21 protein-coding genes are annotated in these 24,153 nt (G+C 72.6%); 10 read left to right on the top strand and 11 right to left on the bottom strand.

Going from position 1 to position 24,153, the window contains the following annotated elements:
* Positions 1–139: 139 nt before the first annotated feature.
* Positions 140–4,048, bottom strand: coding sequence for a serine/threonine-protein kinase (locus tag WME95_RS02380; protein ID WP_437906815.1), 3,909 nt, complete (start codon positions 4,046–4,048; stop codon positions 140–142).
* Positions 4,049–4,810: 762 nt separating this feature from the next.
* Here WME95_RS02380 and WME95_RS02385 point away from each other — a divergent pair.
* From WME95_RS02385 to WME95_RS02395, 3 genes are all read left to right on the top strand, one after another.
* Positions 4,811–5,335 (top strand): hypothetical protein, encoded by a 525-nt coding sequence (locus WME95_RS02385; protein WP_437906816.1) that lies wholly within the window; start codon positions 4,811–4,813, stop codon positions 5,333–5,335.
* A 323-nt stretch (positions 5,336–5,658) separates the two neighbouring features.
* Entirely contained in the window at positions 5,659–6,831 is a 1,173-nt protein-coding gene (locus WME95_RS02390) for a hypothetical protein (RefSeq protein ID WP_437906817.1), read from the top strand.
* Positions 6,832–6,948: 117 nt separating this feature from the next.
* Positions 6,949–7,422 (top strand): hypothetical protein, encoded by a 474-nt coding sequence (locus WME95_RS02395; protein WP_437906818.1) that lies wholly within the window; start codon positions 6,949–6,951, stop codon positions 7,420–7,422.
* Positions 7,423–7,539: 117 nt separating this feature from the next.
* Here the strand turns inward: WME95_RS02395 and WME95_RS02400 are convergent, their stop codons facing one another.
* From WME95_RS02400 to WME95_RS02410, 3 genes are read right to left on the bottom strand one after another with little or no spacing between them, the layout of a single operon-like run.
* Positions 7,540–9,033 (bottom strand): AMP-binding protein, encoded by a 1,494-nt coding sequence (locus tag WME95_RS02400; RefSeq protein WP_437906819.1) that lies wholly within the window; start codon positions 9,031–9,033, stop codon positions 7,540–7,542.
* Positions 9,034–9,043: 10 nt separating this feature from the next.
* Positions 9,044–9,313 (bottom strand): acyl carrier protein, encoded by a 270-nt coding sequence (locus WME95_RS02405; RefSeq protein WP_012233072.1) that lies wholly within the window; start codon positions 9,311–9,313, stop codon positions 9,044–9,046.
* A gap of 34 nt (positions 9,314–9,347) precedes the next feature.
* Complete coding sequence (locus tag WME95_RS02410) at positions 9,348–10,733, bottom strand: cystathionine beta-synthase (protein WP_437549155.1); 1,386 nt, start codon at positions 10,731–10,733, stop codon at positions 9,348–9,350.
* A 386-nt stretch (positions 10,734–11,119) separates the two neighbouring features.
* On the opposite strand from WME95_RS02410, the gene WME95_RS02415 reads away from it, so the two are divergent.
* Positions 11,120–12,487, top strand: a complete 1,368-nt coding sequence (locus WME95_RS02415) for a sigma 54-interacting transcriptional regulator (RefSeq protein ID WP_437906820.1) — start codon at positions 11,120–11,122, stop codon at positions 12,485–12,487.
* Positions 12,488–12,611: 124 nt separating this feature from the next.
* On the opposite strand, the gene WME95_RS02420 is transcribed toward WME95_RS02415, so the two are convergent.
* Positions 12,612–12,911 carry a CsbD family protein gene (locus WME95_RS02420; RefSeq protein WP_437549159.1) on the bottom strand — a complete coding sequence of 100 codons (300 nt, stop codon included), beginning with the start codon at positions 12,909–12,911 and terminating at the stop codon, positions 12,612–12,614.
* 433 nt (positions 12,912–13,344) lie between these two features.
* Here WME95_RS02420 and WME95_RS02425 point away from each other — a divergent pair, with 433 nt between their 5' ends.
* Both WME95_RS02425 and WME95_RS02430 read left to right on the top strand, forming a co-directional pair.
* Positions 13,345–13,602: a GlsB/YeaQ/YmgE family stress response membrane protein gene (locus tag WME95_RS02425; protein ID WP_437549160.1), complete on the top strand. Its 258-nt coding sequence runs from the start codon at positions 13,345–13,347 to the stop codon at positions 13,600–13,602.
* A 409-nt stretch (positions 13,603–14,011) separates the two neighbouring features.
* Entirely contained in the window at positions 14,012–15,226 is a 1,215-nt protein-coding gene (locus WME95_RS02430; RefSeq protein WP_012233077.1) for a pyridoxal-phosphate-dependent aminotransferase family protein, read from the top strand.
* Here WME95_RS02430 and WME95_RS02435 read toward each other — a convergent pair.
* Positions 15,223–17,052, bottom strand: coding sequence for a chloride channel protein (locus tag WME95_RS02435; RefSeq protein WP_437910942.1), 1,830 nt, complete (start codon positions 17,050–17,052; stop codon positions 15,223–15,225). The two genes, WME95_RS02430 and WME95_RS02435, sit on opposite strands and share 4 nt — an antisense overlap.
* A 61-nt stretch (positions 17,053–17,113) precedes the next feature.
* On the bottom strand, positions 17,114–17,680 hold the full coding sequence (locus WME95_RS02440; RefSeq protein WP_437906821.1) for a MarR family winged helix-turn-helix transcriptional regulator: 567 nt from the start codon (positions 17,678–17,680) through the stop codon (positions 17,114–17,116).
* 262 nt (positions 17,681–17,942) lie between these two features.
* Between WME95_RS02440 and glyQ the strand changes: the two genes are divergently transcribed.
* Positions 17,943–18,890 carry a glycine--tRNA ligase subunit alpha gene (glyQ, locus tag WME95_RS02445; RefSeq protein WP_437906822.1) on the top strand — a complete coding sequence of 316 codons (948 nt, stop codon included), beginning with the start codon at positions 17,943–17,945 and terminating at the stop codon, positions 18,888–18,890.
* 61 nt (positions 18,891–18,951) lie between these two features.
* Here glyQ and pyrE read toward each other — a convergent pair whose 3' ends face one another.
* Genes pyrE through WME95_RS02465 form a run of 4 tightly spaced genes read right to left on the bottom strand, consistent with a single transcriptional unit; the run spans position 18,952 to position 21,017 of the window.
* Entirely contained in the window at positions 18,952–19,530 is a 579-nt protein-coding gene (gene pyrE, locus WME95_RS02450) for an orotate phosphoribosyltransferase (RefSeq protein WP_437549167.1), read from the bottom strand.
* Positions 19,527–20,216, bottom strand: a complete 690-nt coding sequence (locus WME95_RS02455) for a bactofilin family protein (protein WP_437906823.1) — start codon at positions 20,214–20,216, stop codon at positions 19,527–19,529. The genes pyrE and WME95_RS02455 overlap by 4 nt, the downstream gene beginning before the upstream one ends.
* Positions 20,217–20,219: 3 nt before the next feature.
* The gene (locus tag WME95_RS02460; protein WP_012233083.1) at positions 20,220–20,534 is read right to left on the bottom strand and encodes a bactofilin family protein; all 315 of its coding nucleotides are present in this window, start codon (positions 20,532–20,534) and stop codon (positions 20,220–20,222) included.
* A 54-nt stretch (positions 20,535–20,588) separates the two neighbouring features.
* Positions 20,589–21,017: a bactofilin family protein gene (locus tag WME95_RS02465; RefSeq protein WP_012233084.1), complete on the bottom strand. Its 429-nt coding sequence runs from the start codon at positions 21,015–21,017 to the stop codon at positions 20,589–20,591.
* Between the two features lie 624 nt (positions 21,018–21,641).
* On the opposite strand from WME95_RS02465, the gene WME95_RS02470 reads away from it, so the two are divergent.
* The 3 genes from WME95_RS02470 (at position 21,642) to WME95_RS02480 (ending at position 23,998) form a co-directional block, all read left to right on the top strand.
* Positions 21,642–23,036, top strand: a complete 1,395-nt coding sequence (locus WME95_RS02470; RefSeq protein WP_437906824.1) for a styrene monooxygenase/indole monooxygenase family protein — start codon at positions 21,642–21,644, stop codon at positions 23,034–23,036.
* 222 nt (positions 23,037–23,258) lie between these two features.
* Positions 23,259–23,693, top strand: a complete 435-nt coding sequence (locus WME95_RS02475; protein ID WP_437906825.1) for a XisH family protein — start codon at positions 23,259–23,261, stop codon at positions 23,691–23,693.
* The gene (locus WME95_RS02480) at positions 23,663–23,998 is read left to right on the top strand and encodes a XisI protein (protein ID WP_437906826.1); all 336 of its coding nucleotides are present in this window, start codon (positions 23,663–23,665) and stop codon (positions 23,996–23,998) included. The genes WME95_RS02475 and WME95_RS02480 overlap by 31 nt, the downstream gene beginning before the upstream one ends.
* Positions 23,999–24,153: the final 155 nt, after the last annotated feature.

Here is a 24,153-nt window from a genome sequence, read left to right on the forward strand (position 1 = left end):
CCATGAATCGAGCAAGGTCGGGCCCTGGCCCGTGTCCTGCTAAACCTGCTAAAGCGGAAGGGCAGAGCGCCCGTGACGGCTTCCCCCCGCCGTCGAATGGGCGCTCTTTTTTTGTGCTCTTCGTCCGGGACGCGAGGTCCTAGCGCTCGCGCAGCCGGGCCACCCGGTCGCGCCAGTGCTGGAGATCGAGCGCGGAGAAGACCGCTGCGGCGCGCGCGATCTGGCGCTCGCGCTCCGGATCGCGGCGCGGGAGGTGCCGCGCGAGCTCGAAGCGGGCGCGCGCCTCCTCGACGGGCAGGCCGCGCTGCAGGGCGTCGTCGATCGCCGCGGCCCAGAGCCGCCTCGCGCGCGCGTGGCCGCCGGCGAGCCACGCGGCGAGGCCGCGCAGGCGGAGCGAGGTCGAGCGGCCGAGGGGGAAGATGCGCGCGTACCGGCCGAGCGCGCGGCACGCCTCCGCAGAGAGGCGTGAGAGCTCGCGCCGCTCCGCCGGGCCAGGCGCGTCCTCGAGCAGCGCGAGCAGCACCTCGCACGCCGCCGCATAGCCGTACAGGCAGTGGTAGCCCGCCGGCTGTCCCTCGCGGAGCATGGGGAGCGTCCGCTCGGCGGCCGCGCGGGCCTCGCCCTGCGCGCCGCGGAGCAGGTGCCCCAGCGCGACCTGGCCGTGCGTGATCTGCTGCGTGCGGTCGCCGAGCCGCTGCACCTCGGCCGACAGCGCGTCGAAGATGGCGATCGCGCCCTCGCCGTCGCCGAGCAGCAGCCGGCACTGCGCGCGGCCGCTCTCCGCCCAGATGTGGCCCTGCGCGTTGTCGCTCTCGCGCGACGCGATCACGAGCGCGCCGTACAGGTCGAGCGCCTCCCTCCAGCGGCCCTCGGAGTACGCCGCGCCGGCGAGCAGCGTGATGCACTCCTCCTTGCGGCGGCGGTCGTGCAGCGCCTCGGCCAGCCGCTCGGCCTGGGTGAGCAGCGCCCGCGCGTCGCGGCACCGGCCCTCGCCGAGCGCCGTCAGCCCGCGCAGGCACGAGACGAACGCGACGCCTTGCGGGTCGTCCAGCGCCGCGGCGACCGCCGTCGCGCGCGCGGCGTAGGCGTCGACGACGGCCTTCCACGGGACGTACCCGAACGCGACGCTCAGGGTCGCGTACCCGCGCGCGAGCGCGAGCGACGGGCCGAGCCGCGCCGCGGCGTTGGTCGCCGCCAGCGCGGCCAGGAAGGCGAGCGTCGGCTCGTTGCGGAACAGGTAGGTCTCCGACAGCTTCTCCGCCGCGAGCGACGCCTCGGCGAGGCGCGCGCGCTCGGCCGCGTCGCGCGCGACCGGGGCCGGCAGGCCAGCGACGTGCGCGAGCTGCAGGCCGAGCTGCTTCAGCGAGGCCATCGCCGGGCGCAGCCGCTCCCCGAGGCCCGCGCGGCCGCTCGCCGCGCGCTCTCCCGCGCGGAGCCACGCGGCCTCGTCCCGGGAGAGCAGCTCCAGCGCCGCCGCGCAGTGCCGCTCCGCGCCGAGCAGATCGCCGAGGTTGTAGTGGGCCTGGCCGAGCCGCCGCTCCCAGCGCGCGCGCCGGATCGGCGGCGCGCGCTCCTCCGGCGGGTGCGCGCCGTCGAGGTCGAGCGCCCTCTTGTAGAAATCCACCGCGTCGCCGGAGGCGCCCGTCGCGAGGGCCTGGGCGCCCGCCTTGTCGAGGTACTCCAGCGTCTTCTGGACGGCGCCCGCGATTCCATAGTGGTGGGCGAGGAGCGGGTACGACAGCGCGAGGCCCGGCGCGTCGCGGTGGCGCTGCTCGATCGCGCGCGCGGCGGCGGCGTGCAGGGCCCGCCGCTCCGACTCGGGGATGCCCGCGTAGACGATCTCCCGCAGCTTGTCGTGCACGAAGCCGAGCCGCCCCGGCTCCGTCTCCTCGAGCACGTGGCGGCGGGCGAGCTCCGCGAGCGCGTCCATGGCGTCGACCTCGGCGAGGCCCGCGGCGCCGAGCAGCAGGCGCTCCTCGAGCTCGCGGCCCAGCGCCGAGGCGAGCCGCGCGAGCGCGAGCGCCTCGCGGCTCAGCCCCGACAGCCGGCGCGCCACGAGCTCGCGCAGCGAGCCCGGCAGCGGCAGCGGCGCGGGCGGCTGGCTCCCGCGCGCGGCGCGGGCGAGCCGCTCTGCAGCGGCGCCCTCGGCGCCCGCGCGGATGCGCCACGCGTAGGCCTCGTCCCGGTAGATCACCCGCTCCTGGATCGCGGCCCGGAGGTACTCGGCGATGAAGAACGGGTTCCCCTCCGACTGCTCGAAGAGGTACTGCACGAACGCCTCCGGCGGCTCGTCCAGGGCGAGCATGTCGCGCACCATCCGCCCGACCGAGCCGCGGTCGAGCCGCCCGAGCTCGAGCCGCGAGGCCCAGGGGGCGCCGAGGAGCGAGGAGAGCGCGGGCGACGTCTCCTCGGTCCGGTACGCGCACAGGAGGACGACGGGATGGGCCGCGAAGTAGTCGGCGTCGAGGTGCTCGAGGACGGCGCGCGAGTTCTCGTCGGCCCACTGGAGGTCGTCGAGCACGAGCAGGACGGGCCGCGCCGCGGCGAACGCGGCGAGCGTGTCGGCGAGCGCGGTCCGCAGCCGGTAGCGCGCCGCGTCCGGCGGCAGCTCGGGCGGCTCGGGGTAGCGGTCGTGGCCGCGGAGCTGGGCGAGCGACGGCTCGTGCGGCGCGAGGACCCTGCCGCGCGGGCCGAGCAGCGCGTCGTAGCCCGCGGGGCCGAGCTCGTTGCACCGGTCGGCCACCGCGAGCAGGAGCGGCCGGAACGGGTGCAGCGGCGCGGCCTTGACCGCGCCCTCGCGCTCGACCTCGGCGGACACGGCCGCGCACGCGCCCGTGACCACGGCCATGCGGTTGAGCGCCGCCTGGTGCGCCGCCTCGACGGCGAGGCGCGTCTTGCCCACGCCGCTCTCGCCGCCGACGACGACGAGGCTGCCCTGGCGCCGCTCGTGGGCGCGCTCGAGCGCCGCGGTGATCTGCTGCAGCGCCTCCTCGCGCCCGGCGAGGCGCGGCCGGTACAGGTACGGCTGCGCGTTCGGCACGCGCACGCGCACGCGCGCCGCGCCGCTCCAGTCGTGCGGCGGGGTGTCGGCCGCGCCGAGCTCGGCGAGGGCGGTCGCGACCTCGTCGGCGTAGCCGAGCCGGTCCTCGGGGCGCTTCTTCAGGAGCCGCGCGATGAGGGCGTCGAGCGCGGGAGGCACGTCGGCGACGAGCTCGGAGGCCGGGAGCGGCTCGGCGTAGAGGTGCATGGACAGCACGACGGAGCTCGAGTCGCCGAGGAACGGGACGCCCCCGGTCACGGCCTCGTAGATCATGCAGCCGAGCGCGTAGAGGTCCGCGCGCGCGTCGACGAGGTCGCCGCGGATCTGCTCGGGGGACATGTAGTCGGGGCTGCCCATCAGCCTGCCGCCCGCCTGGAGCACGTCGCGCCCTGTGTGGCCCTCGAACTGGAAAGCGAGGCCGAAGTCGAAGAGCACCGGCGTGCCGTCCGGGCGGATGAACACGTTGTCCGGCTTGAGATCGCGGTGGACGAGGCCCCGGCCGTGGACGTACGCGAGCGGCCGGCAGATCGCGCGGAGGAGCGTCAGCGCCTGGCGGAGCGCGCCGCCCGCCGCGCGGTGGAACGGGCGCGGCGCGAAGGGCTGGCACGAGCGCGGGATGATCGACGCGGGCGCGATCTCCGCCGTCGCGGTGCTGGCCTGCGCGTTCATGGCCGTGGAGACGCTCACGGTCGGCTCGCTGCTCACGCTCCCGCGGGCGCGCCAGCGCTCCTGGTTGTGATCGCGGAGCGTGCGCCCCTCGATCAGCTCCATCGCGTACCACGGGAGCCCGCCCTGGACCCCCTCGTCGAGCACCCGCACGACGCCCGGGTGCTCGACGCCGCGGAGCGCGTGGATCTCGCGGCGGATGCTGGAGACGAGGCTCTCGTCGCCCACGCAGACGGTCTTCAGCGCCGCGAGCGCGCCCGTGACGCTGTGCTGAGCGCGGTAGACGACCCCCATCCCGCCGCGGCCGAGCGGCGCGAGCACCCGCCACGGCCCGATGGACACCGGGACATCCGGAGGGTGCCTGGCCTGTTGCGAGCTCGGCGTCGTGATCATCGAGGGACCGACGCAGCCTTGGCCCGGGCCTGGATTCGCCCCAGGTGGTAGGTCAAAAGCGGTTTCCCGACATCCACGCTGGAGCTGAGTACATCCACCCGACGGCGCGCGATGATGTCACGGCGCGGCCGACCGTACAACAGGTCTGTGTGGAGGCCAGCTCATCGCACGAACGCCGGGCGGCGGGGCTGCCGCACCGACAGGCGACTACACATGAGGCGGCGGAGCATGGCTATCGAGGCTCGCGCCGGGGCGGAGGCGCGGCGCGTCTCGACTCGCCGTTGCGCCGCCGGCGCGCCGCGCCGCGCCGTCGTGGCGCCGCGCGGCCGCGCTGCGCGTGCACGGAGGGAGCGCCGGCGCGCGGGCCCTCTGGACGCTGGCGCCGCGCGAGACACGGTGAACCCGGGACTCTGCGGAGGCGCGCTCTGCCGCCGCGGTCGTCGCCGCATGTCGAGACGCGATGTCGAGGCGAGCCCCGCCGCGCGGCGCTCGGGCGGGGACGTCTCGGTCTCTCGCGGCGAGCGGACCGCCGGGGATCGCCTGCTTTCCCCGCTTGGTGGATTCGACATCTCCGATGTCGTTGTCCGGTTTCATCGAGCTTCGACCGCGCCGTGCGATCCCATCGTGCACAGCTGAGCTCGCGGTACACGGTTTGCTCCCGGTGCGCTCACGGCCCGCGCTGGCGGCCGCACTTAGAAAGGGAACCAACGAATGAAGCATTCGACTCATCTCGGGGCCTTGTTGACCGTCCTGTTCCTCGCTGCGTGCGGCGGCGAAGGTGCAGATTCCGCCCCGACGGACAGCGCCGTGAGCTCCAAGCAGCTCAGGGATCTGACGGCCGATGACGTCCAATCCGCCTGCGATTCGCTCGCGGCGAGGGTGAAGCTCTCCAAGGAAGATGCCTGTGAGTACCTGGGCCTCGTCGCGTCTCCCGCCGTCGGGCAGCCGTGCGGCACGGTGAAGGACGAGTGCCTCTCCACGGCCGACGAGGCGGCCGCGGAGCAGGACGACCACGCAGCGGATTGCATGCCTCCGACCGAGCACCGCGCCGGCTGCTCCGCCACGGTGGCCGAGTACGAGGTCTGCTTGCTCGCCCAGACGCAGCGGGTCCGGGAGCTCACGTGCGACTCGGCGCTGAGCTCGCTCGAGACGGCTCCTCCGGAGTGTGATGCGGTGGCGCGCAAGTGCCCGCAGATCCTGGACGTGGGCGGAGATCAGGGCGCCGAGAGCCCCTGAACACGGCGCCGGGGCGCGGGCGGCCACCGATCATGGGCGATCGATCATCGATCATCGCGCTCGACGTGGACGCACGGCTCGCTGAACGAATCGCCGGTAGGCACGACACGGCCGCTTGGCGGCCGTGAGTGCCATTGTCCTACCTCTGTTTCCCTGGATCTTTTGATTCCTACCGATATTCGTGCTCGTCCGCGCCTTCCAGGGCATCTCGGCGTATGATGGGCTCCGCAGCCGGCGCGCCCGGGGAGGTTCAACCCTCGGCGTCTCGGCTCAAGCGAAGTCGCGGCTCCCGCCGAGGGTTCGCTGGCACAGAGGAGGATTTCATGAAGATCACCAAGGTTTCCGGAGTGCTCGCCCTGCTGCTGATCGCCGCCGCGGCTGCTTGCGGCAAGAGCGAGCAGCCGGCTGAGGCGAACGCGACGGTCGAGGTGACCGCCACCGCCACCGCCGAGTCGGCGATCGGCGAAGGCGCTTACGTCGAGGAGCACGAGAGCGGCAAGGCCGCCTTCAACGTCGCTGCCGACGGGAACGTCAAGGCCGCGGTCACGGGTCCGGACGGCAAGCCGATCCGCGAGGACGTCAGCGGCACGCTGGTGTGGAAGGACGCTTCGGGGGAGAAGACCGTGCCGCTCACGCTCGACGCGAAGACCGGCCTCCTGGTCGCCGCCGGCCCCAAGCTGGAGGCGGATCTCACCGAGATCGGCTACACGCTCAGCGTCGCCGGCAAGCCGTGGAACGGGACGCTGCACGTGCCCGCCGGCGGCACCGCCGAGCTCTTCGCCAACGCCAAGGCGTCGGCGGAGCTCGGGCTGCCGGAGGGCAAGCTCGGCCCGCACGGCGGGCGCATCGAGATCGTGGGCGACGACCGCCTCGAGCTCCTGGTCGACGAGGTGACCGGCGAGGTCCGCGTCTATGTGCTCGACGCCGACCTGAAGCCCATCGACCTTGGCGAGCGCAAGATCACGCTCGGCGTGGTGGCCGAGGCGCCGCAGGTGGTCGTCCTCGCTCCGGCGGTCGCGACCGCGGACGTGGCCGCGACCGCGGCGGCGGGGGTGGCCGCGGGGGCGTACCTGACCGGCAAGCTCGCGCTCGCCGCCGATCCGCTGAAGCTGACCATCGCGGTGCGGAACGCGGGCCGCTCGGCGGTGGCCCTGTGCGGCTACCGTGCCGGGGCGGCGTTCGCCGTCCACGCGCGCGCCCCGCGGGTGAAGGTGCGTGTGAAGACCGACTGGGACGTGCACGCCCGCGCGCTCGCGCACGCCGACCTGAAGGCGAAGGCCGACATCGACCCGAAGGTCCACGTCCACGCGGGGGCGGGCGCCGCTGCCAAGGCCAACGCGAAGGCCAACGTGCACGTCAAGGCGCCGAGCATCCGCGTGACGCCGCCCAGCGTGAACGTGCAGATCAAGGCGCCGAAGATCTCGATCCCCAAGCCGAGCTTCAAGGCGTCGGCGTCGGCCCGCGCGAGCGCGGGCGCCAAGATCGGGGCGCATTGATGCGACGCGCGGCGGTGACGGGCGCGCCTGTCACCGCCGCCATCCCGGCGACGCGGCGTGCTCCGCGGCGCGATGGGGGCGAGGGGTGGGCCAGGGCGGGCCGTGCTAGGTTTCCGCATGTCCAGCCACACCTCTCCGCCGCTCCGTCTCGCGGATCTGTCCCCCGAGACGATAGCGAAGCTCAAGCGCTTCCGGTACGACCGCATCATCGAGAAGCACGAGGGGCCGGACTCGTGGGAATGGCACCTCCGTGATCCGAGCGAGCGGCCCTCGTGGCTCCCGGAGCCCGCGTCTCCGGACCTCGAGGACGATTACAAGCCCGATCCGGCAGAGTTCCTGCAGATCGCGGGACATGACGTGCTCTTGCCGGTGGGCCGGTCGCACCACCCCAACATCACCATCGTCCGCACGATCATCGGAGACGACGGCAAGAGCCTGATCGCCTTCCTGAAGGACACGACCTACGTCGACGACCCTCGGCTCGAGTTCTTCTCCGCCGGATTCCTCGCCGTGTGCGACCGCGTGCCGGGCGAGCGGTTCTATGTGGCGCACGTGTACCACGAGTGGTTCATGATGGCGCCGAACGGTTGACGGCGACTGCGCCTTGTCCACCCTGTCGAGCCTGGGCCGTGACGTGGGCCCCGTTGAACAGAGTGGCAATCTCGCTATCGTGGATTCACGACGCTGCGGTGGCTCCAGACATGCGTCTCACCCGGGGAGCGCGCGATAATCGATCTTCCCCGTCGAGGTCCGCGGCAGCTCGTCCATCGCGACGATCGTGTCCGGGACCATGTACGGGGGCAGCCGCTCCGCAAGATACAGCCTGAGCGAGCGATCGTCCGCGTCGCCTGCGAGGGCGACGAAGCCGCGCAGCGTCTTGCCGAGGCGCGCATCCTCCACGGCGATCACCGCGGCCTGGCGCACGGCGGGGTGTGACGCGAGCGCGGCCTCGACCTCGCCCGGCTCGACCCGGTAACCCCGGATCTTCACCATCCGGTCGATGCGGCCCCGGAAGTAGAAGAGCCCGTCGGCCTTGCGCTCCACCCGGTCGCGGGTCCGGTACGGGCCGCCGTCGACGGTCGTCGGCCCCGAGACCACGAGCTCGCCCGTCCCGGGGCCGTCGACGACGCGGCCGTCCCCGTCCTCCGCGAGCAGCGCGCAGTCGGCGTAGGGGCACGCGACGCCGATCGGGACCTCGCTCGCCCCATCGAGCGCCGCGCGATCGACCTGGTGGAACGTGCAGACGTTCGTCTCGGTCGGGCCATAGAGGTTGTAGAGCGCCGCGCCGGGCGCCCGCGCCGCCAGGGTCGCGAGCTCGCGCGGCGGGAAGACCTCGCCGGCGAAGAGGATGGCGCGCACGGGCGAGAGCGCGAAAGCCGGCGCCGGCGCGCCCGCGTCCGCCGCGGGGAGCGCCGCGACGAGCTTCATGAACATCGACGGCACGCCGTAGATGACCGTCGGCGCGAGCGCGCTCACCGCGTCGCGGAGCGCGCGGCCCGAGGCGAGGTCGCGCCGCGCCATCGTGGCGAGCGTCGCGCCCGCGCGGAACGTCGCGAGGTGGTCGAACCAGGCGAGATCGAAGACGAGCTCGGCCACGCGGAGGACCCGATCCGCCGGCGTGAGCCCGACGAGGTCGATGCAGAAGGCCGTGAACGCGTCGAGCCCAGCCCATGTGATGGGGACCGGCTTCGGCTCGCCCGTGCTGCCCGAGGTGTGCAGGATGCACGCGACGTCCTGCGCACGGTCGTCGCAAGCGCCGCCGCCGCCCGCGTCGGCGCGCGCGGCCCCGCGCAGCGCGCGCCCCTCGGCGTCGAGCTCCACGCGCGGCAGGCCGCCGCCGAGCTCGGCGTCGATGCCGTCCGCGAGGCCCGCAGCCGCGACGTCGAGCACGAGCGCCCGGCACCCCCGGGCCCGCGCGATCCGCCCGAGCCGCGCCGGCGGCGCGGTCGCGTCGAGCGGGACCGCCACGGCGCCGGCCGTGAGCACCCCGGCGAGCGCCACCGGCTCGTCGTGCGCCCGGCCCAGCGAGAGCAGCGCCACCCGGTCGCCCGGGCGCACGCCCGCCCCGGCGAGCGCCGCGCCCACGGCCGCCGCGCGCGCCGCGAACTCGGCGTAGGTCACCGCGGCGCCGCGCGACGCGAGCGCGACGGCGTCGCCGCGCGCGGCCAGGTCCTCGGCGCGCAGGCGGAACGTGCCGGCCACGCGCTCCCCGCTAGCCCTGCGCGGCCGCGATGCGGCCGGCGACGAAGCGCGCCATGCTGTCCACGGTCGACACCGCGTCGAGGTCGACCTCCTCGTCCGGGATCTTCACGCCGAAGCGCTGCTCGATGAACACGAGCACCCGCGTCAGCGACATCGAGTCGAAGCCGGATCCGCCGGCGAACAGATCCTCGTCCAGGGCGAGCGGCGCCTTGCGCAGCAGGATCTCCTTCGCGATATGGTCGTGCAGCGCGCGCCGCACCGTGTCGAGATCGTAGGTCACCGCGATCGTCCCTTTCCAGCCGGAGCCCGGGCGCTCAGCCGATGGCCGGCGTCGCCTTGCGGGCAAGATAGTCGATGAGGTCGATCTTGGACACGACGCCGAGCACCGTCTCCTTGTCGACGACGAGCGCGATCTTCGCGTCGCTCAGGACGCCCTTCAGGAGCTCGACCTTCGTCGCGGGCGTCACGGTCGCATAGTCGCTCTCGACGAGCCCGCCGATGCTCGAGTCGAGCGTTCCGCTCCCCGTCACGAGGTGCCGGAGCAGGTCGATCTCGTGGACCATCCCGGCCAGCTTGCCGTCCTGGGTCACCGGGAGCTGGCTTATCCCGTGCGATTTCATCATGTCGATGACCTCGCGGACCCGGGCGTTCGCGTCGGCGGTGACCACCGCCCCGCTGGGCTTGACGGCGAGCAGGTCGCGCACCGTCCCGAGGCCCTTGTCCTCCTCGAGGAAACCATTCTCTCGCATCCAGTCGTCATTGAAGATCTTCGAGATGTACTTGGACGCGCCGTCGGGCAAGAGGACGAGGATGTTCTCCTTCTTCCCGCTCTGACGTGCATACTTGATCGCGCCGGCCACCGCCGCGCCCCCGGAGCCGCCCACGAAGAGGCCCTCGAGCCGCACGAGGTCCCGCGTCATGAGGAAGCACTCCTTGTCGTCGACCCGGATGATCTCGTCGATGATCTTGAGGTTCATCGTGCTCGGGAAGAAATCCTCGCCGATCCCCTCGACCTTGTAGGCAAACGGCTTCGTGATCCGCTGGGTCTTCACGTAATCGTAATAGAGCGAGCCGACCGGGTCGACGCCGACCATCTTGATCTCCGGCTTCCTCTCCTTGAGGAACTTGCCAATGCCGCTCAGGGTGCCCCCTGTCCCCATGCCGGCGACGAAGACGTCGAGCTCGTCGCCGCACTGCGCCCAGATCTCGGGGCCGGTGGACCGGACGTGGGCCTCGGGGTTCGACGGGTTGTGGTACTGGTTCGCGTAGAAGCAGTTCGGCGTCTCGTCGGCGATGCGCTTCGCCACCTGGTAGTAGCTGCGCGGGTCGTCGGGCTCGACGGCGGTGGGACAGACCACGACGCGGGCGCCATAGGCGCGCAGCGTCGCGATCTTCTCCTGCGACATCTTGTCCGGCATGACGAAGACGCACTTGTATCCCCGGATGGCCGCGACCATGGCGAGCGCGGCGCCCGTGTTGCCGCTGGTCGCCTCGACGATCGTCCCGCCGGGCTTGAGCCCGTTCGCCTCGGCGTCGCGGATCATGTTCAGCGCGACCCGATCCTTGTGGCTGCCGCCCGGGTTCAGGTACTCGCACTTCACATAGATGTCGCTCTCGAGCCCCTCCGTGACCCGGTTCAGCTTGACGATCGGCGTGTCACCGACGGCCTTCGTGATATCGCTGCGCGCGCCTCGCATCATGGGGAGACCTCTTAGCCGCCGCGCGCCGAAGCGACAAGGGGAGCACGCGAGAGGCAGGCTCGCCGAGGCGCTGGCGAGGACGCGCGCCTGCCGTGACGGCCGTGACCGCCGGGCCCGGCCGCCGGTCATCCTTCCTATCCTTCCGGAGCCAACGACAAAAGAAATTGTATTTACGATGAGTCCACACTGCCCGTATCCGGCACGTCATCGTCACGGGTTCAAAGGCCCTGACGGTGGCGAGCCAGAGCTCTCCGGCGCGAGCCGCCGGGGCGCGGCGCTGGCGCGCTGACGCGCTGACGTCAACGCCACGCGGCGCTGCTGCGCGCGCCGGGGCGCGCGGGCCGGCGGGCGATCTCGCGCCGCGCTCCCTGTGGTAGGCTGGCGAAATGGCGTCCGAGCCGAAGATCCATCCGAGCGCCGAGACGGCGCTCCTCAAGGTCCGCTCCAAGGAGATCGCGTTCAGCCGCTTCCGCGTGCAGGTGACCGCCGGCCCGGACGCCGGGGCGTCCCAGACGTCGGACGCGACGGAGTTCGTGATCGGCACGGCGCCCGGCAACCAGCTCATCCTCACCGACCGGGCGGTGTCCCGGCATCATTGCGTGATCTCGGTCACCCCGCGGGGGTTCTTTCTCCGCGATCTCGGCAGCAAGAACGGCACGACCCTCTCCGGCTTCCGCGTCGAGGCGGCCTATCTCCTGCCGGGCGCCTCGCTCGGGGTCGGGCAGTCCACGCTCCGCTTCGAGCCGCTGGCCGAGGAGATCCGCGAGCCGCTCGGCGACGAGGAGCGGTACGGCCGGGTGCTCGGGCAGAGCGCCGCGATGCGCCGCATCTTCGGGGCGCTGCCGCGGATCGCCGCGTCGGACTCGACGGTGCTGATCGAGGGCGAGACGGGCACGGGCAAGGGCCTGCTCGCCGAGGCGATCCACGAGAGCAGCCCGCGCGCGGGGGGGCCGTTCGTCGTGATCGACTGCGGATCCATCCCGCCGACGCTCATCGAGGCCGAGCTCTTCGGGCACGCGAAGGGGGCGTTCACGGGCGCCCAGGCGGCGCGCGCCGGCGCCTTCGAGGCGGCGCGGGGCGGGACCGTGCTGCTCGACGAGATGGGCGAGCTCCCGCTCGACATGCAGCCGAAGCTCCTGCGCGTGCTCGAGGAGCGGCAGATCCGGCGCATCGGCACGATCGAGCCGACCAAGCTCGATATCCGGGTCATCGCGACGACCAACCGCGATCTCCGCCAGGAGGTGAACCGCGGAAACTTCCGGTCGGATCTCTACTACCGGCTCAACATCGTCCGCCTCCGCGTCCCCGCGCTGCGCGAGCGCCCCGACGACATCGCGCTGCTCACCGCGCATTTCTACCGGCAGCTCGCGCAGGGCCAGGACCAGAGCCCCCCCGGCGAGCTGCTGGAGGCCTTCATGCGGCAGGACTGGCCGGGCAACGTCCGCGAGCTCCGCGGCGCGGTGGAGCGCGCGGTGCTGATGATCGATCCCGCGCTGTTCCGCGAAGCCGTGATGGGCTCCGAGGGGGCGGACAGCGGGGCTCCGGCGCTCCCGGCGCCCCGGGAGGACGAGCTCAGCCTGTCGTTCCGCGAGGCGAAGGAGCGCGCCGTGGCGCGCTGGGAGCGCACGTTCCTCACGGCGCTGGTGCGGGCGAACGGCGGCAACCTCTCGCGCGCGGCCCGCGCGGCGCGGATGGACCGCAGCCACCTGCGCGAGCTCCTCCAGCGGCACGGCGTCTCGGCGACGGAGGCGTGACGGCCTGGCCCGCGGGCCAGCGCCGGAGACGGCCGCGCGCGCGTCTGGTGAGTGGGGAGCGGCCAGGGCGGCGCCGGAGGCGGCTCGCCCCGGCGGGCGGCGCCAGGGCGCGCCCTCTCGCTGGTTACTGATTGGCCTTCTGCCGGTTCTCTCCCTTGAGCTCCTTGGCCTTCCCTTCGGCGGCCATCTGCTCGTCGTCGACCAGCTTGCCGACCCGGTTCTTGATCGCGCCGGCGGCCTCCTCGAGCGCGCCCTTCGCGCGCTCCTCCGCCTTGGCGTCCTCCTTCTGTACCTTTCCCCGGAGCTCCTTGGCGCGGCCCTCCGCTTCCATCTGCTCGTCGCCGAGCAGCTGGCCGAGGCCCTTCTTGATCTTGCCGCCCAGCTCTTCGGCTGCCCCTTCATTGCGATCGCTTGCGTTGCTCATTGCATCCTCCTCGTGGCGTGGCCGCCGCAGAGCCTCTCTGCGGCGCGCCGCCGCCGTTGACCTCGCATTGGCAACCTCCGGAACTAGCAACCGGTGCGCCATCCCATCGCAAACGGCCTTTTCGAGGACGCGGAAGGGCGATTGGGGCAGGCTACCTCGCCTGCGCTCTGCCTCTCGGCTCGCCTGAGGCAATACGCCACGGGGCGGCCAAGCAAGCAGTCCCACGATCCGACCGGACGGCCCCCGCTCTCCTGGAGGCGCACCGCGCTGCGGTCGGATTTCGCGGCGAATGCGGCGATGCGAGCGCTCTGTCCGCGGCGTTCAGCTCGGCTGGGCGTCTGTGGAGAGCCGGGACTCCAGGGCATGGCGCGGCGTTTGCTGAACAGCCTGCATAGCAACGAGGAGCACTTCGCTCCTTTCTGGGAGGTTCACCATGTCGTTCATTCTCTTTCTCCTGTTTGGCCTCGTCGTCGGTGCTCTGGCGCGCCTCATCGTCCCTGGACGTGAGCCGGGCGGGTGGGTCGTCTCGATGATCATCGGCGTGGTCGGCTCCTTCATAGGCGGGCTGCTCGGCCGCATGCTGTTCATGTACCGTGAGGGTGAGCCGGCCGGCTTCTTCATGTCGCTCATCGGCGCCATCGTGCTGACCGCCGGCTATCAGGCGATCGCGCGGCGCCGTACGGTGGTATGAGCGGGCGGAGCGATCCTCTCTCGAGGCGCCACGCCCCCTACCGGCCCACGGCGCTGCATGAAGGAGCTCTCGATCTGCCGCCCCGATCTGTAACGTCCGGGAGCACCTCGGGCCGAGAGCAGGAGGCGCGGAGGAGGCGCCGCTGTCCGTGAGCGCGATGTCGGCTCAGGCGGCGCGGCGCCCTCCCTCCCGCTCGGCAGGCCGGAGGGGCCCTGCTCGTCGCACGGCCCATCCCCCAGGGTCGTACGACGAGCAGGGCCTTCGTCGGCCTGTGGCGGCCTGCGGCGCGGACTCCGGCGCCGGCGCCGCATTTCCGCCGGCGCCGCGCCCGCTCGCCGGGTAACGCTTGACGCCGCAGGACGCTTTGGGCTTGCTAGCGGGCTCCGCGCTTTTGCCCAAGGTCCTGGCCATGTCGTTCTCGATCCTGCCCCCGCCGATCACGCCCCTCGCCGCGATCCTGCCGTCCGAGCCGCTGCTGCTCATGGGCGCCGGGCCGGTGCCCATCCCGCAGGCGGTGGCCCAGGCGAACGGGGTCATCATCAATCACCTTGGCCCCACCATGGACCGCGTCATCCAGAACGTGAAGTACATGGCGGCCTATGCGTTCCAGACGCGCAGCGACAAGATCCTCGGCATCGCCGGGCCCGCGTCCGCGGCGATGGAGATGGCCGTGGCGAACCTGTGCTGGCCCGGGCGCAAGGTCCTTTGCCTGAAGGTGGGGACGTTCAGCGGGCGCCTCGGCGAGATGGCGCTCGGCGTGGGCGCCGATGTCACGTTCCTCGAGGGGCCGCCCGGGCGGCCCGTGTCGCTCGCGGACGTGCGTGAGGCGATGAAGAAGCAGCGCTACGACGTGGTCACGATGGCGCACGGCGAGACGTCCTGCGGCGTCCGCATGGTCGAGATGCCGGAGATCTGCAAGCTCGCGAAGACGCAGGGCGCTCTCACCATCGTCGACGCGGTGGTCACGCTCACGGCCATGCCGGTGCACATGGACGAGTGGGGCATCGACGTCGGCATCGTCGGCGGGCAGAAGGCGCTGTCGTCGATCCCGGGCGTCTCGGCCTGCGCGTTCTCGCAGGACGCGTGGAAGGTCGTCGAGGAGCGCCCCCTGCCGCGCCCGCACTGGTGCTACGACGCGACGCGCGCGCAGCGGTTCTGGGGCTACCAGCAGTACCACTACACGGCGCCGGTGCCCGGCGTGCTCGCGCTGCACGAGGCGCTGCGCCTCGTCTGCGAGGAGACGCTCGAGCGGCGGTTCCGTCGCCACGAGATGAGCTCTCTGGCCATGCAGGCGGGCCTCGAGGCCATGGGGCTCGAGCTGTTCGCGTCGAAGGACGTGCGCCTCAACAGCGTGCTCGCCATCAAGCTGCCGTCCGGCGTCGATAGCGCGCGGATCCGCGAGTACATGACCAAGGCGTTCCGCGTCGAGATCTCGGGCGCCTTCGGCCTCAACATCGTGCGTGTGGGCCAGATGGGCGAGCAGTGCCGCTCGCACAACCTCTTCAAGACGCTCTACGCGATGGGCATGAGCTTCCAGCGAGAGGGCGTGAAGCTCGACGTCGCGAAGGGAATGGCCGCGCTCGAGCAGGGTCTGGCGGGCGATCGCGATTACTTCGTGGACTAGCCCTGCCCCACGGTGGCCCGGTCCGGGATGGCCGGACCTCCGCGCCGCCTCGTGGCGGCGAGGGCTTGCTCGCGGCGCTTGCCGGCGTCGATCCGGCTCCGATGCGCGTCGAGCAGGTCGCTGCGCGTCAGGATCCCGAGGACCTTGCGGGGGGCCTGCCTGGACACGACAGGGAGCCTCCCCACCCCCTCGGTGACCATGTGATCGGCGGCTTCGCGCAAGGAGCTGTCCTCGAACACCACGGCGGGCGGCCGCCGGACCAGGTGGCGGATCGAGACGGTACCGGCCTGCTCGGTGAGCACATCGCGCTGGGTGACCACGCCGACGAGCTCCCCCCGATCGTCCACGACCGGGAAGCCCTGATGGCGAGAGCCCGCCGCCTGCGACAGCAGGAAGGCGCGGGCCGCCTCGACCGTATCGTCCGCGGCGAGCGTCACGACGGGGCGCGACGCGGCCTCGCCGGCGGTGATCTGCGCCAGGTGATCGGCCGCGTACTCGCCCGGCACGCGCGCGCCGCGGCGGGCGATCTTCTCCGTCATGATGGAGTGCCGCATCAGCAGGCTGGAGACGAGGAAGGCCGCGCTGCAGCCGCCGAGCAGCGGCAGCAGCCCCATCGGCTGCCGCGTCGTCTCGAAGGCGAAGACGACGGACGCGAGGAGCGCCCGGGACGCGCCCGCGAAGATCGCCGCCATCCCGACGAGCCCGGCGACGCGAGGGTCCACGCCGAGCCCGGGGAGGAGCGCGGTCGCGGCCAGGCCGAGGATCGCGCCGAGACCGCCGCCGACGGTGAAGAGCGGCGCGAGCGTCCCGCCCGAGGTGCCGCTGCCGAGCGCGATCGACCAGGAGACGAACTTCATCAGCGAGAGCGACACGAGCGCGGCGAGCGCCAGGCGACCGCTCAGGATGTCGTCGATGTTGGTGTACCCGACCCCCAGCGTCCGCGGCGCGAAGTAACCCACGACGCCGATCGCGACGGCGCCGATCGCCGGCCACCACATCCAGTGGAGCGGCAGCCGCTCGAACGCCTCCTCGATCGCGTAGATCGCGCGGGTGGCGCCCATCGCCGCGAGGCCGAGGAGCGCGCCGAGCACGATGTAGAAGGCGAGCGCGGGGCCTGTCGAGGGCGCCACGGACGCCATCTCGAACGCGGGCGCGGTGTGGCCAGCGCAGAGGCGCGCCGCCGTCGCCGCGGTCGCGGCGAGGGCGACGGGGATCACCGAGCGCGGGCGGTACTCGAAGAGGAGGAGCTCGATCGCGAGCAGCACGGCCGCCACCGGGCTGCCGAAGGTCGCCGACATGCCCGCCGCCGCGCCCGCGGCGAGCAGCGTCTTGCGCTCGTCCGCGGTGATCCGGAGCAGCTGCCCGAGCAGCGAGCCGAGCGCGCCGCCGGTGGCGATGATGGGGCCCTCGGCGCCGAACGGACCGCCGGTGCCGATGGCGATCGCCGCGGAGAGCGGCTTGAGCAGCGTCATCCGCGGCGGGATGCGGCTCTGGTTGAACAGCACCTGCTCCATCGCCTCCGGGATGCCGTGGCCGCGGATCGCCTGCGAGCCGTAGCGCGCCATCACGCCGACCACGAGCGCGCCGAGGATCGGCACCACGAGCACGAAGAGGCCCAGGTGGTGCTCGGCGGGCGACGCGGGGGCGGCGGACAGCCGGCCGAAGAACGCGAGGTTCGTGATGACGGCGATGAGCGTGGTGAGCAGCTCCGCCGCGACGAAGGCCACGCCGCCGAGCGCGATCGCGAGGCCGCTGACGAGGACGACCCGCCGGTCAACGGCGGCGCTGGGCGCGGGGACGCGGAGGTCCTCGAGGGTCGGGCCCATCGAGGGGGCGACCGGGATGCTCTCGGTGACTGTTGGGGGTGGGGCGTTCGATCTGGACAATTCAGCTCTCCTCGCGGTCTGTCGCTTCGGGTCCGGCTCCGGCGGGGGTCTCCTCGCCCTCGAAGAACAGCGGGGGGGCCTCGTCGCCGGCGCCGAGCGCCCGGGCGAGGGTGGCGAGGCTCTGCGCGAGCGCGCTGCGCTCGTCGGCGGGCAGGCGGTCGACGGCGGTGACGAGCTCGGCCTGCGCGGTGCGGGGCGCGCGGCGGAGCAGCGCGCGGCCGGCCGCGGTGAGCGAGATCTCGGTCCGGCGCGCGTCCTCGGGCGAGGCGCGCCGGGTGACCATCCCTCGCTCGGCCAGGCGCGTCACGACGACCGACACCGAGCTCTGGTGCGTCAGCGTGCGCTGCGCGAGCTCGGCGATCGAGGACGCGGCGGCCTGATCGAGCTGCTGCAGCACGAACAGCTGCGCGCTGCTCAGGCCGAGCTGCCGCTCGCACGCGCGCGACGAGACGCGCAGGCGCTGTACGATCGCGCGGATCGCATCCATGACCCGCTGCGCGTCGGGCCCGCCGGGGGCCTGCCGTGTGGGGCTCTTCCGGCGCGCCGTCGAGGAACCATGGGCTCCCATAGATTTGCGCGGGAACCTACGCCGCTCGCCGGTCGACCGCAAGCAGTCTGCGGACCTCCCTGGGGCTTGGGCGGATCGAGGCGGGCCGTCCTCGACGGGGTTGGTCGCGGGCGGCGGTGGATGGCGGCGGGGCGTCGGTGCGGCGTGCGGCGTCAGAAGCGCGGCGCGCGGGCCCGGAGGCAGCGCGCCGGGCGGACCGTGCGGGCGACGCTACGCGGGGCGTCGCCTGCGCGGGCGATCCAGGCTAAGAACCGGCCCTCCCATGACCTTCCAAGACCTCATTCTCACCCTGCAGAAGTTCTGGGCCGATCGCGGCTGCCTCATCGTGCAGCCGTACAACTCGGAGGTCGGCGCCGGCACCTTCAACCCGGCGACGTTCCTGCGCGCGCTCGGCCCCGAGCCCTGGAATGTGGCCTTCGTCGAGCCTTCCCGGCGGCCCGCGGACGGTCGTTACGGGGAGAACCCGAACCGTATGCAGCAGTTTCACCAGTTCCAGGTGATCCTCAAGCCGAGCCCGATCGACATCCAGGACCTCTACCTGGAGTCGCTGCGGGCGATCGGCACGAACCCGCTCGATCACGACGTCCGGTTCCTCGAGGACGACTGGGAGTCGCCGACGCTCGGGGCGTGGGGGCTCGGCTGGCAGGTGTGGATCGACGGGCTCGAGATCTCGCAGTTCACCTACTTCCAGCAGATCGGCGGGATCGACTGCCGCCCCGTGTCCGGCGAGCTCACCTACGGGCTCGAGCGGATCGCGATGTACCTGCAGGACAAGGACAGCATCTACGACGTCGTCTACTCGGACCGCGGCGGGAAGATCGTGCGCTACGGGGACATCTACCAGCGCGCCGAGTGGGAGTGGTCGACCTACAACTTCGAGGAGGCCGACATCGCCGAGCACTTCGCGGCGTTCGACGTCTGCGAGGCCGAGGTGAAGCGGCTCCTGAACCGGGGCGCGGATCCGGCGGCGAAGGGGGCGGCGATCGATCCGAGGAAGGCGCTGGTGCTCCCGGCCTACGATTTCGTCGTGAAGGCGGCCCACCGCTTCAACGTCCTCGACGCGCGGGGCGCGATCAGCGTCACCGAGCGGCAGCGTTTCATCGGCCGTGTCCGCGCGCTCGCGCGCGCGGTCGCCGAGACGTACGTCGCGCAGCGCGAGGCGCTCGGCTACCCGCTCCTCGGCGAGCAGCAGGCGAAGGCGGCGGAGTAGCGCGCAGCCGAGGCGGCGGGCAGCGCGCCGTCGCCTCGGCCGGGCCGCGTGTCGCGCAGCCTCAGCCGGGCGGGTTGTCGGGGATGAAGTCGTGGCGGGTGCAGATCGCGACGACCGGCAGCCCCGCGGCGCGGATCGCCTCCGCGCCGCCCTCGAGGCGGTCGACCAGGGCGATCACGCCGACCACGGAGGCGCCCGCGGTGCGGAGCTTCTCGACCGCCTTCAGCGTCGAGCCGCCCGTCGTGATCACGTCCTCGAGGATCGCGACGGGCATCCCGGGCACGAGGTCGCGATCGCCCTCGACGAGGCGCCGCGAACCGTGGTCCTTGACCTCCTTGCGCACGTAGAGCGCGGGGAGGGGGCGGCCGCGCAGGAAGCTCGTGAGCGACACAGCGCTCGCGAGGGGGCAGCCCCCGAGCTCGACGCCGGCGACGGCCTCGCACCGCGGGAGCGCGCCGAGCGCCTCGAACATGAGCGAGCCGACGAGGGCGTGGCCCTCGGCGGTCAGCACGGACTGCTTGCAGTCGATGAAGAAGTCGCTCTCCCGGCCGGACGCGAGGAGGACGCGCTTCTGCTCGAACGAGCGCTCGCGCAGCAGCGCGACGAGCCGGTCCCGCTCCGAGGCGCCGGCGGCGCTCACCGGCCGCCCCGCTTGCGCAGCGAGGCCTTCGCGGCCCCCTTCCGGAGCGCGGGGACCACGGGCGGCGGCGGCCCGCCGGCGCCCTCGGACGCCTCGGGCTCGTCACCCTCGCCGGCGGCCGAGGCCGATAGATCGGCCTCCTCGTCGTCGTGAACGGCCGCGAGGGCAGGGGCGGGCGCGGGCCTCGCCTCGACGACCGGGGCGGGGCGCGCCGCCGGCGCGGGGCGCGCGGGGGCAGGCGCGGCGCGCGGCGCAGGCCGGGCGGGCGGCGCAGGCGCGCGCGCCGGCCGCGCGGCTGCGGCCGCGGCGCGCGGCGCAGGTGCAGCGGCGGCGGCCCGCGCCGGGGCGGGGGCGGCCGCCGCGGCGAGCGGCGCGCCGGTGGTGACGTTGCCGCGCACCAGGGCGCCCGCGTGGATGCCGATCTGCGGCGCGCCGAGGTCGCCGACCACGCGCGCGCCGGGCTCGAGGATCACGGCCTCGTCGCCGGAGATGTTCCCGGCGACGGCGCCGCGGACGACGACGCGCCGCCCGCGGACGTCGCTCTGGATGAGCGCGCCCTCGCCGATGGTCACGTCGCCGGTCATGACGACGCTCCCCTCGACGCGGCCGAGGATCTCGAGATCCCCGTCGCCCTGCACGTTGCCGCGGATGGCCGTCGTCGGCCCGATCGAGGACTGGGCGGTCATCGGCTACACGTCCATGTCGACGTTGCCCTTGAACGAGGCTCCGTCCGCGATGGTCAGCCGCGACGCCTTCACGTCGCCGACGAGGCGACCGCCGGCGAGGAGATCGACGCGATCGGCCGCCGTGACGTTGCCGGTGACGTTGCCGCCCACCTGGAGCGACGCCGCCCCGATGTCCGCTTCGATCAGCGCCCCTGCGTCGATGGTGAGAGGCCCCTCGACGGTGAGCTTCCCGCGCACCGTCCCGGCGACGATCACCTCCTCGTCGGAGGTGATCTCGCCCTCGATCGTGAGCCCGTTTCCGATGATCGTACCCGCCACGTTCGTGCTCCTCGCCGCGCCCTCGCGGCGCGATTCTTCGTCCGTCAACGCGCGCTATCGCCCTGCCGGTTCGCGCCGGGGGGCCTGTCCGCGACCGCCGGTCGTCCGCTCCGAGAGCTCGGCCGGGAGGTCGAACTCCGCCTCGATGCGGCCGGCGAACGCCGCGCCTTCCTCGAGGATCACCTCGCTGCCGCCCACGTTTCCGGCGTACTGCGCGGTCGCCCGGATCGTGACGGGGCCGCGCGAGACCACGTCCCCCGTGAGCTGGCCGGACACGACGAGCGAGCTCGCCTCGACGTCCCCGGTGACCGTCGCTCCGTCCTCGATCTCGAGGTCGCCAGCCAGCTGGATGTTCCCCTCGACGCTCCCCTCGACCCGGAGCGAGCCGTCGCCATGGACGCGCCCGCGGATGCGGGCGCCCCGTCCGATGAGCGATTCGGCAGCGTCCGATTCGCTGCGCGTCGTTGTCGAGCCTCGGGCCATTCTCGTCTCCTGTGCGCGGAGGGAGCCGCGCGAGCCGGGGCGCGCACCAGACGCCCGGCTCGTCCGCTGGAGCTGGGCGAACTGGATCGCTCGGCCCCGCGGCGGCGCGGACGCTACTCCAAGCGGCTGCGCCTCGCAACCGGCGGGCGGCCTCGGTGGCGGTACGTGCCATGGACTGACTGCAGGGGAGCCCTCGGGGGGAGGGGGCGTCGCGCGGGGGGGTGAGGGGGGCCCTCCCACGAACTCGCGCCTTTTGGTGGCAATGGCCTGCTGAACGGAGCTGGCGAGTCCGTGAGGCGTCGCTGCGATGCGGGCCGGCGCTCGGGTTCGTGGGGCCCTCCCCCTCACCCCCCCGCGCGACGCCCCCTCCCCCCGAGGGCTCTCTCCGATGGCAAGCGTGACCGGAGGGAAGGCGGCGACGGGGATCGAAGCGAGGCGAGGGAACACACGAACGCACGTCGCGGGCCGCTTCCTGCGGGGCTGGATTGGGTGATACGGTCTCTCTTGACTGGGCTTTCCTTGCTCGCGACGCCTGCTGTGGTCCTGACGGCGAACCGACTCGGATGGCTCGGCGCGCGTCGCCCGTGAGGCGAGCGCTGACCAACCCAACCCGGGGGGTTCCTCATGCGGAAGATAGCTATCGTGGGGTCTGGACAGGCCGGCCTGCTCGCGGCGCACGCCCTGGTGAAGGCCGGCTACGAGGTGACGCTCTACTCGGATCGCACGCCCGAGCAGTGGCTCAACGAGTCGAAGCCGACCGGCACCGCGGCGCGGTTCGACGTGGCGCTGGCGTTCGAGCGCGAGCTCGGCCTGGCCTTCTGGGAGGACGCTGCGCCCCGGGGCCACGGGGCCCAGCTGACCGCGTGCGCCGCGCCGGGCAACCGCCTCCTGACGCTGGCGGGCCGCCTGGAGCAGCACTTCTTCGCGATCGATCTCCGGCTCCAGAGCCACCGGTGGATGCTCGAGCTCGAGCGGCGGGGCGGCAAGATCACGATCGAGCCCGTCACGATCCCGCGGCTCGACGCGATCGCCGCCGAGAACGATCTCACCGTCGTCGCCGCTGGACGGGGGGATCTGTGCAACCTGTTCGAGCGAGACGCCGCGCGCAGCGTCCACTCGGAGGCGCAGCGCAACGTCGTCATGATGTGCGTGACCGGCCCGAAGCTCGGGTTCGACGGCATCCCGATGCTCCCGGTCAAGTTCAACCTGTTCGCGGGCATCGGGGAGGCGTTCTGGGTGCCCTACCACCACAAGGACGTGGGACCGAGCTGGAACTGCCTCGTCGAGGCGGTGCCCGGAGGGCCGCTGGACAGGTTCCAGGGCGCGAAGTCAGGCGAGGAGATCATCGCGATCGCGAAGGGGCTGGTGAAGGAGCTCATCCCCTGGGACTACGAGTGGTTCAAGGGAGCCGAGCTGTCGGACAAACACGGATGGCAGAACGGGCGGGTCGTCCCCGCGGTGCGCAAGCCCGTCGGACGGCTGCCCTCGGGCCGGATCGTGACGGCGCTGGGCGACACGGCGATGTCGATCGATCCGATCGGCGGCCAGGGCGCCAACAACGGCAACAAGATGGCGCGCAACCTGGTCGAGTGCATCGTGCAGCACGGCGAGCGCCCGTTCGACGCCGACTGGATGACGCGCACGTTCGATCGCTTCTATGCGCGGCACGGCGGGCCCACTGACCGGTTCAACAACATCCTGCTCGCCGGGGTGTCGCCCGCGATGGCCCACCTCCTCATGGCGCAATACGGCAGCGACGGGCGGGCGGACAACACGAGCGGGCAGCAGGCGCTCGCCAATGCCTTCGTGAACAACTTCAACGATCCGGCGCGGCTGACGGCGGTCCTCGAGGACGTCGGGCGGGTGCGCGCCTTCATCCGGCAGACGACCGGGAAGCCCTGGCCCCTCGCGCTCGCAGCAGGGGGCGTCGGCGTCGGCATCGCGCAGGTGCGGCAGCGCATCGGGCTCCCGCCGGGGCACCCGGGCGCGCAGGTGCAGGCCGGGGGAGCGATCGCTTAGCCCCGCGCTGGGCGCCCGGTCTCGCCTCGTCGTCAGGTCCGGGGAGCCGTACCGGCCGGTGCCAGCAGGCGTCCAGGAGCCGCTGGTACCGCACCGGGGGCGACATTTCCTACCGTCGAGGGCGACGAGGCTGGCACCGCGCCCTGTCGCCGGGATCGGACGCTCGCGGACACAGGCCGGACAGGGCCGGCGGCGCGGGCTCATGGTAGCCTCCGGCGCGAGATGCCGGCCCGCGATCACCTGCATGAGCACGTCCGCAAGGCGCTGGCCAGCGACGGCTGGACGATCACGCATGATCCGCTCCGCCTGCGCTGGCGGAGAAAGGACGTTTACGTCGACCTCGGCGCGGAGCGCTTCCTCGGGGCGGAGAAGGGGCGAACACGCATCGCGGTCGAGGTCAAGAGCTTCACCGGCCCGTCGCCGATCGACGCGCTCGAGAAAGCCCTCGGACAGTTCACGCTGTACCATGACATCCTCGAGCGCGTGGAGCCCGATCGCGAGCTCTACCTCGCCGTGAGCGACACGGCATACGGCGACATCTTCGAGGACGCCCTGGGGGAGATCCTCCTCGACAACAGGAGGATGAAGCTGCTCGTGTTCAACGCCGAGACGGAGGTCATTGAACGATGGACACCCGAACCGCCGACCGCGAAGTGATCGAGAAGGCGCTCTCCGAGTATGCCGCCATCCCGTACGCCCACGGGGACGTGGCGACACAAACGGTGTTCGATCGGGAGTCGGACCACTACCTGCTCGTGATCGTCGGCCGCGAGAAGCGCCGCCGCGTCCATGGCTGCCTCGTCCACATCGATCGGATCGGCGACGAGATCTGGATTCAGGCGGACGGCACCGAGCGCGGAATGGCGCCGGCGCTGGTCCGCGGCGGCATCCCGGCGGAGCGGATCCTGCTCGCGTTCTCCTCGGACGGCCCCTATCGGTATTCCGACGTCCTCGCTGCGTGAGCGCGGCAAGCGCCGCCCGGGTGATGCCGCAAGGACGAATCGTTGATGCCGCATCCATTTCGCGACAGCCGAGTCGCCGTGTCACAGACGATCGCGGCGGCGCGCCAGGATCTTCTCCACGGCGGTGAGCGGCGGTCCCTCCGGCGTCGCTCCTT

It is taken from the genome of Sorangium sp. So ce327 (genome assembly GCF_051530205.1).
Taxonomy (GTDB): Bacteria; Myxococcota_A; Polyangia; order Polyangiales; family Polyangiaceae; genus Sorangium; species Sorangium cellulosum_B.

Excerpts from the sequence above, each read along its gene's own strand:
- WME95_RS02480 (WP_437906826.1), top strand. The coding sequence starts at position 23,663 with ATGGACACCCGAACCGCCGACCGCGAAGTGATCGAGAAGGCGCTCTCC.
- WME95_RS02435 (WP_437910942.1), bottom strand. The coding sequence starts at position 17,052 with ATGGGCCCGACCCTCGAGGACCTCCGCGTCCCCGCGCCCAGCGCCGCC.
- WME95_RS02475 (WP_437906825.1), top strand. The coding sequence starts at position 23,259 with ATGCCGGCCCGCGATCACCTGCATGAGCACGTCCGCAAGGCGCTGGCC.
- WME95_RS02470 (WP_437906824.1), top strand. The coding sequence starts at position 21,642 with ATGCGGAAGATAGCTATCGTGGGGTCTGGACAGGCCGGCCTGCTCGCG.
- WME95_RS02385 (WP_437906816.1), top strand. The coding sequence starts at position 4,811 with ATGAAGCATTCGACTCATCTCGGGGCCTTGTTGACCGTCCTGTTCCTC.
- WME95_RS02440 (WP_437906821.1), bottom strand. The coding sequence starts at position 17,680 with ATGGGAGCCCATGGTTCCTCGACGGCGCGCCGGAAGAGCCCCACACGG.
- WME95_RS02465 (WP_012233084.1), bottom strand. The coding sequence starts at position 21,017 with ATGGCCCGAGGCTCGACAACGACGCGCAGCGAATCGGACGCTGCCGAA.
- WME95_RS02390 (WP_437906817.1), top strand. The coding sequence starts at position 5,659 with ATGAAGATCACCAAGGTTTCCGGAGTGCTCGCCCTGCTGCTGATCGCC.
- WME95_RS02455 (WP_437906823.1), bottom strand. The coding sequence starts at position 20,216 with ATGACCGCCCAGTCCTCGATCGGGCCGACGACGGCCATCCGCGGCAAC.
- glyQ (WP_437906822.1), top strand. The coding sequence starts at position 17,943 with ATGACCTTCCAAGACCTCATTCTCACCCTGCAGAAGTTCTGGGCCGAT.
- WME95_RS02395 (WP_437906818.1), top strand. The coding sequence starts at position 6,949 with ATGTCCAGCCACACCTCTCCGCCGCTCCGTCTCGCGGATCTGTCCCCC.
- WME95_RS02410 (WP_437549155.1), bottom strand. The coding sequence starts at position 10,733 with ATGATGCGAGGCGCGCGCAGCGATATCACGAAGGCCGTCGGTGACACG.
- WME95_RS02420 (WP_437549159.1), bottom strand. The coding sequence starts at position 12,911 with ATGAGCAACGCAAGCGATCGCAATGAAGGGGCAGCCGAAGAGCTGGGC.
- WME95_RS02415 (WP_437906820.1), top strand. The coding sequence starts at position 11,120 with ATGGCGTCCGAGCCGAAGATCCATCCGAGCGCCGAGACGGCGCTCCTC.
- WME95_RS02425 (WP_437549160.1), top strand. The coding sequence starts at position 13,345 with ATGTCGTTCATTCTCTTTCTCCTGTTTGGCCTCGTCGTCGGTGCTCTG.
- WME95_RS02430 (WP_012233077.1), top strand. The coding sequence starts at position 14,012 with ATGTCGTTCTCGATCCTGCCCCCGCCGATCACGCCCCTCGCCGCGATC.